This is a genomic window from Bacteroides sp. D20 (assembly GCF_003436255.1).
Taxonomy (GTDB): Bacteria; Bacteroidota; Bacteroidia; order Bacteroidales; family Bacteroidaceae; genus Bacteroides; species Bacteroides uniformis.
Genome location: NZ_QSOO01000013.1, coordinates 113,121 through 127,340 on the forward strand (window position 1 = coordinate 113,121; position 14,220 = coordinate 127,340).

Annotated in this window: 5 protein-coding genes; 1 reads left to right on the plus strand and 4 read right to left on the minus strand. The window is 49.4% G+C overall.

Annotation, left to right across the window (positions count from 1 at the left end; translation table 11 throughout):
- The first annotated feature begins 70 nt into the window (after nt 1-70).
- Nucleotides 71-4,135, plus strand: coding sequence for a two-component regulator propeller domain-containing protein (locus tag DXD78_RS14140; RefSeq protein WP_009037918.1), 4,065 nt, complete (start codon nt 71-73; stop codon nt 4,133-4,135).
- A 136-nt stretch (nt 4,136-4,271) separates the two neighbouring features.
- On the opposite strand, the gene DXD78_RS14145 is transcribed toward DXD78_RS14140, so the two are convergent.
- From DXD78_RS14145 to DXD78_RS14160, 4 genes are all read right to left on the minus strand, one after another.
- Nucleotides 4,272-7,367, minus strand: coding sequence for a glycoside hydrolase family 2 TIM barrel-domain containing protein (locus DXD78_RS14145; RefSeq protein WP_009037917.1), 3,096 nt, complete (start codon nt 7,365-7,367; stop codon nt 4,272-4,274).
- A gap of 178 nt (nt 7,368-7,545) precedes the next feature.
- Complete coding sequence (locus DXD78_RS14150; protein WP_005830131.1) at nt 7,546-9,495, minus strand: alpha-L-arabinofuranosidase C-terminal domain-containing protein; 1,950 nt, start codon at nt 9,493-9,495, stop codon at nt 7,546-7,548.
- A 54-nt stretch (nt 9,496-9,549) separates the two neighbouring features.
- Complete coding sequence (locus DXD78_RS14155; protein WP_009037916.1) at nt 9,550-11,541, minus strand: glycoside hydrolase family 127 protein; 1,992 nt, start codon at nt 11,539-11,541, stop codon at nt 9,550-9,552.
- Nucleotides 11,542-11,590: 49 nt separating this feature from the next.
- Entirely contained in the window at nt 11,591-14,131 is a 2,541-nt protein-coding gene (locus tag DXD78_RS14160; RefSeq protein WP_034529507.1) for an alpha-L-arabinofuranosidase C-terminal domain-containing protein, read from the minus strand.
- Nucleotides 14,132-14,220 lie beyond the last annotated feature (89 nt).

Here is a 14,220-nt window from a genome sequence, read left to right on the forward strand (position 1 = left end):
TCTACTCGCCTCTGCAAGAACATCATTCAAAGAAATGTGCTATTTTTGTGCAGACAAAATAAACCGCACCATGAAACACACCGGCATTATCTCTGCAATTTATTTTTTAGTCCTGCTGGCCATAACAGCCAATACATCAGCACAACCCTACCGCATCTCGCATTTGGGGGTAGACGACGGACTTTCCAATAATTATGTAGTCAGCCTGGCACAAGACCGGAAGGGCTATATCTGGATAGCTACAGAATCAGGACTGAACCGTTTTGACGGGCAGCAATTCATTGTTTACAATAAAAACAACTCTGGACTGAGCAGCAATGAGCTGAATGCAGTGCTTGCCGATTCTAAAAATGACAGGATATGGATAGGCACACAACGCGATGGCCTATGCTGTTTTGACTATGCTACAGAGAATATCTCTTGCCTGAAGGTTGGAGAAAGCCCACTTGCCAGCAACGACATTCCTTATCTGGCACAAGCATCGGACGGTGGAATCTGGATTACCCACTACCATCTGGGCATCCAGCACTATGACAGCCAGAAAAATGTATTTACCAATTACAATATAAATACTGTAAAGGGACTGCCGGGAAGATATTGGACTGCCAAAGACGATGCCCAAGGAAATCTTTATGTAGGACATGTACTCAACGGACTCAGTATCATCGACCTCAAGAAGATGACTGCCCGCAACTATCGGCACGACCCACACAATCCTAACAGTATTCCTGGTGATGAAGTTTATTCCATCTGTATCGACCACAACAAAAATATATGGGTAGGAACCAACAAAGGAGCGGCCCTCTTTCATCCGGATACCCAACAGTTCACCGTATTCAAGCATAAAAAAGAAGATGAATACTCCCTGCTCCCCGGAACAGTGATGGACATCAAGCAGATGAAAAACGGCGACCTTTGGTTTGGCACCAGCATGGGAGGCATCAGCATACTGAATATGCAAAGCAACACTTTCACGGATGCCCGCAATATCCGCTTCCGAAATATCACCGCCACAAATGACGAATACGGACTGACCGGCCCCTATGTGCGACGCATGCTACAAGACTCTTTCGGTAACATCTGGATAGGCAATTACCGTGACGGACTGGACTTCATCAGCTATGAACCAAACATTTTCAGTACCCTGCGCTATACAACGGAAAAACAAGGGAGAACCCGCTACAAACAAGTGTGGAGCCTCTGTATGGACCACAACAGACAGTTGTGGATGGGCGGAGAAAGCGAGCTGGCACTTTATAGGAAAGGAGAAAAAGTACAAGTAATACCATTGCCTACTTCCACTTCCCATCCACATGCACACATCAGAGCTATTCATGAGGACAATAAAAACAGAATCTGGATAGGAACCTGGGAAGCAGGGCTATTCTATTATGAACCGGAAAAAAGAAAATTCACCCAAATTCACGAAAACAACTCACAGCCTTCGGATGTGCGGTGCTTTTATGAAGAACCGGATGGAAAGTTATGGATAGGCAGCCGAAATGGAATCTACTCCTTTTCCAATGAAAAGCTGGTCTGTGAACAACGTATAAACGAACAGTTAGAGGACCTTATCATACACGGTATTCATCGTGACTCACAAGGCAAATTGTGGGTAGGGACTTTCGGCAAAGGAATCTTCATTTTCAGTCCGCAAGGAAAACTCCTGAAAAACCAACAGAAAGACAACGGGTTCCCCTCTAACGCCGTAAATTCTTTGACAGCCGATTCGCAAGGACGTATATGGGTAGCCACGCGCGAAGGTGCCATCCTCTTTCAGGATACCCGCACACCCGACGATTATCTTACTTTCGGTAATCCCGAAGGCTTGGAAAACACGCAAGTCCGTGCTGTCTGTGAAGACCGGGACGGTAATATTTGGGTCAGTACCAACGCCGGCATCTCCCGACTGAATGAAAGCCGGAAAGTGTTCTATAATTATGACTATCGTGACGGCATTCCCTTAGGCGACTTTATGGACGGGGCCTCCATATTGGACAGTGACGGTACACTGTATTTCGGCTCACAAAATGGTACATGCTATTTTGACCCTTCATCACTTTTCGCCGCACAAATCATAGCGCCCGTCACCATCACCCGTTTCTTTGTATACAGCAAACAGACGGAAAGCAAAGATGTAGAAACACCGCTACCTCTGGCTTCCGGCAGAATTACATTGCCATACAATGAAAACACCTTCAAAGTTTCGTTCAATGTACTGGACTATACACAAAACTCGCAAGTGGAATTTGCCTATATGATGGAAGGGCTGGAAGATGTATGGTATAACACCCAAGGAGAAAAACAAGTAACTTTCCGGAATATCCCTCCGGGAAAATATATTTTTAAAGTGAGAACCCGGTTCCGCAACCAAGAATGGGAAGAGAAAATTGCCACACTTCCCATTATCATCCGTCCTCCCTTCTGGTTGGCGTGGTATGCCAAATTACTCTATTTCTTTATAGCAGCTACCCTTGTATATATTCTTATCAGTTTCTATAAACGGAAACTGGACCTGGAAAGCAGCCTTAAAGTAGAGCGCAAAAACAGTCAGAACAAGCAGGAACTGAACGACGAACGCCTGCGCTTCTACACCAACATCACCCACGAGTTACGCACTCCGCTCACCCTGATTCTGGGGCCTCTGGAGGACCTGCTCAGCGACAACAGCCTCTCCCCAAAGCATGCCAATAAAATCAGTATCATCCATGATAGTGCTGCCCGTCTGTTGAATCTGATTAATGGTATATTGGAATTCCGAAAAACAGAAACGCAAAACCGAAAACTCTCCGTAGCAAGAGGTGACCTTTCAGAACTGGTACAAGAAATAGGATTACGGTATAAAGAGCTGAACCGTAATCCCAAAGTCAATTTCCACGTCCGCATCAATACAGAAGAGACACAGCTCTTTTACGACGCAGACATGTTGACTACAATCTTGAGCAACCTCCTTTCCAATGCGGCCAAATACACCTCGGAAGGCAACATCACTCTCAGCTTAAATTCTATAGAAGAAAACAGCGTGAGATATACAGAAATAAGTGTCAGCGACACCGGACACGGAATCTCCCCAGAAGCATTGCCACATATTTTTGAACGTTACTATCAAGCCAACAGCAAATACCAAGCCTCCGGTTCCGGTATCGGACTGGCTTTGGTGAAAGGATTGGCCGACCTGCACGAAGCTACTCTCGACGTCAGCAGCCAGCTGGAAGTCGGCACCACTTTCAGGCTACGTTTGTTAACAGACAATATTTATCCCAATGCCCTGCATACCGACATTCATCCGTCAAATGGGCAAAACGAATCTGAAGCCAAAGACAATCTGTCGGAAGAAAGCTTCAATATGGAAGAACAAATTGAAGAGAGCCGTCCGTTACTGCTTGTAGTAGAAGATAATCAGGATATACGCGAATACATACGCCAGTCTCTCGGCGATGATTTTGACATACTGACGGCTGAAGACGGCAGCAGAGGCTGGACGTTGGCCCAAGAACGGATTCCCAACATTATAGTCAGTGATATCATGATGCCGGTGATGGACGGTATACAGCTTTGCCGGTTAGTCAAGGATGACATCCGGACCAGCCATATTCCTGTTATACTGCTGACAGCCAAAGACTCCCTGCACGACAAGGAGGAAGGCTATACCGCAGGCGCAGACTCCTACCTGACCAAGCCGTTCAGTGCCAAACTGCTCCATAGCCGCATCAATAATCTGCTGGAAGCACGCAAGAAGCTGGCCGCCGGCCTGGCGGTTGCCACCCCTCATTCGGAGCCTGCCGACGAAACCGCCGATTCAATGAATCCGCTGGACAATGAATTCGTGCAACGCATCACGCAAATCATTGAAGACAATCTGGAAATGGAAAAAATGGATATTGCTTTCATTGCCGACCAAATGTGCATGAGCCATTCCACCCTCTACCGGAAAATCAAAGGAGTGGCAGATATGTCGGCAAATGAGTTCATCCGCAAGGTGAAAATGAAGAACGGGGTAAAACTACTGCTCTCCGGAAAATACTCCATATCAGAGATTTCCTACATGACGGGGTTCAGCAGTGTAGCCTACTTCAGGCAATGCTTCAAGAATGAATTCGGAATGACGCCGTCGGAATACGTGAAGCAGAAATGATAAAATCGTCAATGAGGGTGTCAAAACTCTCCCTCTAACAGAAATCACCCCTGCTACAAATGCTTGCAACAAGGGTGATTTCTATATTATATTGGAGCATTTTAACTTTACCTTTATACTCAAAGAGGCTTAAACATCATTCCACTCCTACCTCATTTTTCACCGGCATCATGATAAACGTAAATTCATAGTCGGCATAAGGAACCTGATATTCCGGACGGGCTATACGTCCCCAACTGTCTTCGCAACCCAGACCGGCTTGCACCTTGTCGATACAGAGATTAGTCAAATCAGCTTCATCCACCTCTTGCGAGTGTCCTTGCTCTTTGCTCCAGCCTTCATCTAAAGACTCGATGGTATAGTGCAAGGCAGATGCGGAGAAGGGAGCGGCTGCCACAATCTTGATGCCATTACCAGACTGATCCAACATCTTCCACCAACGAATATCGGTCTTTGTTCCATTTTCCTGCGGACGGATGTAGGGATAGAACTGCTCAGCCACACTTTGGCGATAAATGCCTAAGTCGGCGCAATGATTACGGTCAATATAGTTTTCAACCGGACCGCGTCCATAGTATTCAACGGTTTCAAAGCTGCGCGGCATAGGCATCTGCAGACCGAAACGGAACATGTTCGATACTTTGGCATTCTTGTCGGCAGTCAGCTTCTGGGTCACCTTGACGGCACCGGCATTGTTGATGACATAAACAAGGTTCAGCTTAGCTGAAACACCCGGCATGTCGTAAGCAGATTCTACAATCACCTGATTGTTCTCCGTGCGCTGTTTGAAAGAGGTCAGTTTGATTTCCGGATTCTTCCAAGCGATATATTTGCGTTGCAGATTGGCACCGTAGTCGTTGTCAACAGGCGCACGCCAGAAGTTTGGTTTTAAAGCCTCGCCGTCTTTAATCATATCCCGGCCATTCACTTCGTACTTAGTCAGATAACCGTTGTGCTTGTTGATTTCTACACGGAAAGCATCACCGGAGACGATGAGGTAGTTCCAATCGTTATCCTGTACTTGGGGAGCCGTCATCTCGATATTGCTCTGTTCGCAGTTCTTCAATTCCATGGAAGGAGCTTGGTAAGGATTGAGCGTCAACTGGTCTTTTGCCACTACATGTCCGGCGGAAAGCAATCCTTCACGGTTCTTCAGCTTATAGGAAACATTCAGCAACCACTCGGTGCATTGGCAAGTCTTGCCCAAGTCCAACTTGATTTTGGCTGTCTGTTGGGGAGCTACATTCAGATTATCCACACGACCGGTCCGTATCACCTTACCGCCTTTCAGTACCTCCCACTCCATATAATAGGCAGAAAGATCACGGAAGAAGTATTCATTGAACACATTGATTTCGCCGTTCTTCAAGTCGGCCGGAGTAGTCCAGATGTCCTGATAGATACGGCCTACCTCATACATGTGGGGATTGGGCACACGGTCGGGGCTGATAAGACCGTTATCGCAGAAGTTACCGTCGCTGGCATCAAAACGGTTAAAGTCACCGCCGTAGGCATAAATCATCTTACCGTTTTTTCCTGTCCAACGTACAGACTGATCAACAAAATCCCAAATAAAGCCACCTTGGAATTTGGAATATTTACGCACCAAATCCCAATATTCTTTAAAACCTCCTTGCGAGTTTCCCATCGCATGAGCATATTCGCACTGAATCAGGGGCTTTGTCATAGAATCATCCTCACTGTATTTCTTACATCCGTCATAGCCATAATACATCGGGCAATAGATGTCTGTCTTGCCTGTTTTACCGGCTTGTTCATATTGTACGGCACGGCTCGGGTCTTCAGCCTTTATCCAATCGTAGGCAGCTTCGAAATTAGCGCCATAGCCGGCTTCGTTGCCCAAAGACCAGAAAATGATGCTGGGATGATTGAAGCTACGCTGCACATTGCGCTGGTTACGCTCCATATGTGCTTTCCTATAGTCCTCACGTTTGGCAAGTGTCTCTTCCCCATAACCCATTCCGTGGGATTCGATATTGGCTTCGGCCACTACGTAAATACCATATTGGTCGCAGAGGTCGTACCAGAGATTATTGTCGGGATAGTGGCAGGTGCGCACGGCATTCAGGTTGAACTGCTTCATCACCTGAATATCCTGAATCATGCGTTCGCGAGAAATGACGTAACCACCGTCCGGATCCATCTCGTGGCGGTTGGCTCCCTTGAAGAGAACGGGCTGGCCGTTGACAAGTATCTGACTTCCTTTCAGCTCTATCTTTCGGAAGCCCACCTTTACGGGAATCACTTCACTGCTGCCTTGCAAAGTGGCACGCAGGGTATACAAGTAGGGCGTTTCTGCCGTCCACTTATGAGGATTCTCCACATTTATCAAGGCAGTAGCGTTACCTTTGGCGACAGCTGTAGCCACCTGTTTTCCGGCAGCGTCCAGCAGTTCAAGACTGATATTGCCGCCACCCTTCACATCAAGCTGTACTTTCAGGGAACCGTTCTTATAAGCAGTATCCAAATCGGGAGTGACACGGATGTCCTGAATGCGCTTTTTGTCACGGGCATACAAGTAGCAATCGCGCCCTACACCGCTATAACGGAAGAAGTCCTGGTCTTCCAGATACGTCCCGTCACACCAGCGGAATACCTGAAAGGCTATCAGATTCTTTTGTCCCGGCTTCAAGTAGGGTGTCAGGTTGAATTCAGCCTCCAGTTTGCTGTCCTCACTATAACCTACGTACTTGCCGTTTACCCACAAATACATATTGGAAGTCACGGAACCGAAATGAGCCATGATGTCCTTACTCTTCCAGTCGGCAGGTATTACAATCTCACGACGGTAGGAACCTACATTGTTATTCTCCGTTGGCACCTGCGGTGGATTGTTCTTGAACTGATTGCGCCAGGCATATCCGGTATTCACGTAGATAGGGTCGCCGAAACCGTTCAGTTCCCACATACCGGGAACGGCCATATCGCTCCATCCCTTGTCGTTGAACCCCACTTTCCAGAAATCCGTGGGACGGGCATCGGCATTCTTCACCCAGAAGAATTTCCAGATACCGTTCAGAGTCATGTAATTGGAAGAATGTTCTTTTGCTCCACGAGCCGCAGCATCTGCCGACTCATAGGCAAAATAGTTGGTGTGCATCGGAGCACGGTTCACGGCATTCACTTCAGGGTTTTGCCATTCAGTGAAGGACTGTGCGCTTGCGGCAATGGCAAAAGTCGCAAGCAGTCCGGTAATGAAATGTTTCTTCATGGTAAATAGTTTATAAAAATTAGCAACGGCATACAAGCAGAACCGGTATGCCGTCACAAAGATACGCCTATCCTATAATTAAAAGGAAGAATAATCGTTCAAAAAAGGCTGAATTTAATTCTTTAAATAAGTGTTCATAACTAGTTCACATAATTAAATTAGGTGACTAAATGGGAATTTATTTTGATTGAGTACTTATCCGCAAACGATAGACTCCGAACGAACGGGGCTGAAGCTCCAGGCTCAGAGAACGGGAAGCCACCTCCACCGGACGAATACGTGGAACAATAGCCTCCTGCTCCAGTGTATTCTTGGCTTTCCAGTCATCACTTTGCAAATAGGTGCAGGAACCCGAGACAAGCTGCCGCTTCTTCAATCCGCTGAACTCTATCTGTACCTTCTCCGATCTGCTGCCCGCATTGACAAGCTTCAGAATTACTTCTCCCGTAGGAGCATCCAGCACTGCCGATGCATAAAGGCTGTCCTGCCCCGTCACGGGTTTTCCGTCCATTTGCAGGTTCAGCACATCTGTTCCGGCATTCATACCGTACATCTGCTGTACGTAATAGTTGGGAGTCCGCATCATACGGAGATTGTCGAACCAAATCAAATCGGGATTCCACTGCCAGGCATCCACATGGGCAAACAACGGAGCATAGGTAGCCAGGCGCACCACATCAGCATTACGTTCCAGTCCCGTCATAAAAGCTGCTTCGGACAGTGCCGCCAAGAAATTATTGGCTTTCCCGGTGGGGTGGTCATGCGATGCATATTCACCGGCAAAGACTTTCGGTCCTTTACGGTCATAGTCATCATAGCGGGCAGCATTGGCAAAGAACCAGTCGGGAGCCATATAATAATGCTCGTCCACCAAATCCACCCCGATGCGTTTCATTTCGGGCCAGAGGTAATCGAACTTGTCCCCATCTGCACTCGGACCGGAAGAACCTACAATCTGCATATCGGGATATTCCGCACGGATGGCTTTCGTGAACACTTCCAGACGCTCGGGATAGACTTCCCCCCACTGTTCATTGCCGATGGCAATCATTTTCAGACCGAACGGTTCGGGATGTCCCATATCGGCACGCACCTTTCCCCACTTGGAGGTTGCAGCACCGTTGGCAAACTCGATGAGGTCGAGGGCATCCTGCACGTACGGGCCGAGTTCTCCAAGGGGAACCACTTCGTTGCTTTCGTATTGGCAGGACAGCCCGCAGCTCAGTACCGGCAGAGGCTCTGCACCGAGGTCTTCACTCAGCAGGAAATATTCGTAAAAGCCAAGTCCGTAACTCTGGAAATAATCCGGGAAAGCTTTATGCTTGAATGTATAGTTCCAGCGATTTTCGTTCAAAGGACGGTTCTCTACCGGACCCACGGAATTCTTCCATTGATAACGGGTGGCAAGGCTGTTGCCTTCGATGATACAACCGCCGGGAAAACGGAATACTCCGGGATTGAGGTCATAGAGGGCTTGTACCAAGTCGGCACGCAATCCATTCTCACGCTTCTTCCAAGTGTTCACCGGGAAGAGAGAGATGTGGTCCATATCTACCGTACCCTCCGTCTGCAACACAACACGCAGACGCGAGCGAACATCGGTAAAAGGAGCTTTCAGCACAGCCGTCAGCTTCTGCCATTCACTGCCTTTCACTTCCAGTTCCTTCTTCAGGAGATTCTCTCCGTTGGAATTCACCAGTTCGACGGAAAGCTTCATTGGTTTGGTATCCGGCGTACGGACATAGGCGGAGAAACGGTAATCTTCTCCTTTTTTCAGGCCGATGCCACGATAACCTTCATTATCCAGTCCGGCACGCAAAAGACAGCCGTCATTGGTAATGCGCACATAATGCGGATTGCGGTCGAAGCAGGGCCGCTCGTCCTGTACCGTCACCTCGCCAAAAGGTATCCACCCCACCAGCGGCTGCGGGAACTCAAAAGAGCGGTTCTTTACCAGTTCGGCATACAAACCACCGTCCGCACCGAAATTAATGTCTTCGAAGAAGATTCCATACATGGCAGGATTTATCCGAGCCGTCGGTTTTGATACATCAACAGTCATCACATGCTGTTGCGCCTGCATGCCAAGAACAACGAACAATGTCAATAGAAATAAAAGTCTTTTCATGGTTTTAATCTGTTTATAACGATAGCATAAGCTAAATTATGACGACATACTTACCTATTCTACATCAATCCTATTTACCGGCAACCATACATCCATCTTGCCCTCACCCCGGTGTGCCCATGCATAATAAGGTATCAGGGTCAGCGTCACATCTCTGGTTGCCAACTTTCCGGCAGCATCAAAACCAAGAGCCTGCACTTCTGTGGTAATTTCGTTGATGCCATACAGCAGTTCGGGCTTCTCCGTCACCTGGAATTTCGGATGACGGTTCAGGATGATATTCTGTATATTAAAATCATTATCGGCCCACTCGGCACAATAAACGATAGGACCACGCTCAACGGCCACCCGTCCACGGTCGGCAACCACTTTTTCATTGGCTTTCACCACACGGGGGTGCATGTCGAAATGCACCTCTACCACATCCCCTTTCTTCCACTTCCGGTCTATCCGGAGATAGCCTTTACGAAGTTCACCGGTCACCTCCTCGCCATTCACCAATACACGATAGCCCAACTTCAGGTCGTCGGCATACGAATAAAGGTCACTCGGAAGTACACTGCCGCGCACCCAACCCGGAATACGGATATTCATCGTAAACGGCAGGTTGCCCTGAGCCACCTTCACACGAATATCTCCGTTCCAGGGGTATCCGGTTTCCTGCTCCAGCACCACTTTCTTTTCATTCAACTTCAGCTCGGCACGGTTGGACAAGAAAAGGTTGACGTACACCTGATTGTCTTTCACGGCATACACATATCCCGGCAAAGAAGGAATGAACCGGCTGATGTTGCTAGGACAGCAGGCACAACCAAACCACGGCTGGCGTGTAATCGTATGGTCGGCATTAAAGTGATACTTACCATCGCAAGACAACGGATTGGGATAGAAGAACTTGCCTCCGTCCAATGAAACGCCGGAGATTAATCCGTTGTAAAGCGTACGTTCCAGCACGTCGAAATACTTGGAATCGCCATGCAGCAGAAAGAGGCGGTAATTCATGTAAACATTGCCGATGGCGGCACAGGTCTCATTGTAGGCAGTCAGATTCGGCAATTCATAGTTATCACCGAAAGCTTCGCCCGCATGACGCGCACCGATACCGCCGGTAATATATATCTTCTTGCCGACGATATTCTCCCATATCTTGTCGATAGCCTTGATGTAGGAGCTGTCACCCGTAATGGCAGCCACATCAGCCATACCGGAATACATGTAACCGGCACGTACGGCATGTCCCACTGCCTCTTCCTGCTCCAGTACAGGCTTGTGCGACTGCAAATAGATGTCCTTGCGTGCCGTAGTGCCGCGCGCGTCGAGGAAGAACTTGGCCTGGTCGAGATATTTCTTATCTCCTGTCACGGTATAGAGGCGTACCAATGCCATTTCGGCAATCTGATGTCCGGGAATCACACGCTTCTGTCCGGGGCCTTCACCGATATTCTTGCATACGCAGTCGGCATAACGGATAGCTATATCCAGGAAGTTCCGCTTGCCTGTAGCTTGATAATAAGCCACAGCCCCTTCCACCATGTGACCCAGATTATAGAACTCGTGGCTCAAATTCTCCACCTCCGACCAGCGTTCCGGCCCCGACCAATCGTGCGGATGCTTGGGGTTCATGGTACGTGCGGTGTAAAGATACCCGTCCGGTTCTTGGGCGGCGGCCACTATGACCAATACGCTGTCGATATATTCTTCCAGTTTCTTGTCCGGGTAAGTCTGCAAGGAGTAACTTGCACCTTCAATCGTCTTATAGACATCCGTATCGTCAAAGGAGAAGCCTCCCACCTTATACTCATCACTGGGATGAGTAGCTTTCACAAAGTTTTCATAACGTCCGGTTTCCTCACACTTACTGAAAGCCAACGGGATGGTTACCTCACGGCTTGCCTTCAAGCGTTGTCCCCAGAAACTGTCCGTCACCTTCACTGAAGTGAAAGGAACCGGGTCGATGGGATAACCGGAATGCAAAATCTGTTGCTTTTGTGCCGACACACTGCCGGTCATGGCTGCAACAAATGCCAAAGTCAATAATCGTTTCATATCTTTTAAGTTCTTAAGTTCCCACGCACGGAATTACACGGATCTATCCTTATTTCCCCTTATTCTCATGGATACGTATCACCGTAAACGAATAGGCAGGCAAGGTATAAGGAAACTCCGTACCGCCGATGTCGAAGGCGGAAGTCACGGAACGTGCCTGCTTGTCTTTCGGGTCACCCGTCAGGAGCGTCTTCACTGCCGAGGGATTCTGCAAGTCGATGCCCTTCAGCTTCACTGTAGAGGAAACCTCTACCGGAAGCAGGTTCACCAGCTTTACGATATGGTCACCCGTGACCTCATCCTTTACCACCGAAACGCCGACGCGCTTGCGGACAGCCTCTTGCCCATTACTCAGTGTGACGTGCGAGGTGATGTACTGCGTACCCGCATTCTGTCCATACATCTGCTGTGTGTAGTAGCCCACGGTAGGCTTCACTTCCGTGTTATTGAAATAAATCAAGTCGGGATTCCACTGCGTATGTCCTTCCTTTGCCAGCAACGGGGCGTATGAGGTCATTTCCACCACATCGGCATTACGCTCCACAGAAGTCAGATAGAGGGCTTCTGCCAACGCTGTCTCTATGTTGTTGGGACGTCCGGGCAGGTGGGCGGCATATTCGCCCAGATAGACCTTGGACTTGGTACGGTCATAACGGTCGTAGTAGTCCTGGTTGTGAATCATCCAACCCGGATCCACGTAATAGTGTTCGTCCACCATGGGCACGCCCAGTTCCGTGGCAAGCCGCCAGCCCTCCGCATAGTCCGTGCCTTCGTAGAAGGGACCTACAGTGCCGACAACCGTAATTTCGGGATGCTTCTCCCTGACAGCCTTGTATATCATGGCAAAGCGCTCCTCAAACACTTCGGTAATCATATCCTCGTTGCCGATGCCGATATACTTCAGATTGAAAGGCTTGGGATGGCCTGCCTCGGCACGCTTCCTGCCCCACACGGTGCGGCGTGCATCGCCGTTGGCATACTCTATCAGGTCGAGCACATCCTGGATATAGGCAGGCATCTCTTCCATCGGGATGCCACCCTGCTGGCCGTAGCGCATCAGTTCCTTGTTGGCCCCCTGCGGACAGTTGTCGGCATAGTGCGAGTGTGTGCCCGAGTTCTGGCACGGCACGCCCGCTGCCAATACCGGCAGAGGTTCGGCACCTATATCTTCGCAGAAGCGGAAGTACTCGAAGTAGCCCAGTCCGCGTGTCTGATGATACCCCCACAGATTGCGCAACGGCTTACGCGCTTCGAGCGGTCCGATAGAGCCTTTCCAGTCATAGATATTATCAATGCCGTCGCCATGAGCCACGCAGCCGCCGGGGAAGCGGACGAAGCGTGGATGCAGGTCGGCAAGCGTCTGCGCCAGGTCGGCACGCAAGCCGTTCTTATGGCCCTTGAATGTATTTTGCGGAAAAAGGGAAATCATATCGAGATGCAGTGTCCCCACCGTCTGCGGCTGGAGCGAGAGGACGGCGGCACGCACGTCGGCATTCGCCGTCAGCACCGTCTGCTGTTTCTTCCACTCTTTGGAGGACACATTGACGGAAGAGCGGGCAATCTCACGGCCCGTCTGGTCGAGCAGGCAAACAACCACCTTGCCTCCCTTGCTGCCCGGTGCCACGCGGGCGAAGAGAGAGAAATCGTACTTCTCCCCTTTCTTCAGGCTGATACCGTCGAAACCGTCGTTCTGCAATGTCACTCCGGGACGCGCCTCCAATACGGCATAATGAGGGTTATTGGGATGAATGGGGTCGGCAGCGGCAATGGTAACGGCAGCCGAAGTATTCCCCTCTTTCACCGCCCAGGCATATGTGCCGTCCCAACCTTGGTGTGAACCGTCCTTAGACGAATACTCGAAGTCGCGGTTCTGTACCAGCTCGGCATACAGTCCTCCATCCGCAGCATAGTTGATGTCTTCGAAGAAAATACCTATCAGATGCTTGCTGATGGGTTTTGCACATTCCGTCTCCACTTCGATAGTCGCCTCCACCGGTTTCAGTCCGGCAAAACGTACGGGGTCTTGCTCGGTACGTTCGGCATGGAGTGCCTGGCGGTACTTCTTATGCTCTGCAAAGGAGATGACACGCTGCACCGTGGCATACGGTACACGCTGCATCCAACCCTGCTGTACGGTACCGTTCAGCAGAACCTCCTTCCGCACGTTAGGATAGACCTCCGCCGGCCGGTATTCGGCAAGGCGAGAACGGTCAAAGTATTTCTGCGCTTTCCATTGCAGCAAGTCGGGAGACTCGACGTATGCAAGGGAGTTTCCGCTTTCCGTCAGTTCCCAGATACAGTGCCAACGGTCGTCGGCACGGGTCTGCATCAAGTGCGGTTTCAGCATCCGCTTCATTTGCCCCCAGGGGCCGAAGTCCGAGTTGACAAAGGAGCTGCCCTCTGCCACGCTGAACCATCGGTTGCCATTGGGACTCCAGGCTAGTTTCAGACCGCCACTGCCGTCGGCATGGGAGTAGGAAAAGAGATAGACTGAATCGGGTTCATTCGCCACTCCATTCGTTATAGCCTGCAAAGGAACGGTCAGTGTCAAGAACAGACACAAGGACAATAATTTCAAGAATCCATTCATGGTATTAAGTCGGTATTAATCATTTACATTTAGTTCGATAGTCACAATCAGCCGTATTCTGAATGCCATTCAGTCGTATAGTGAATAGG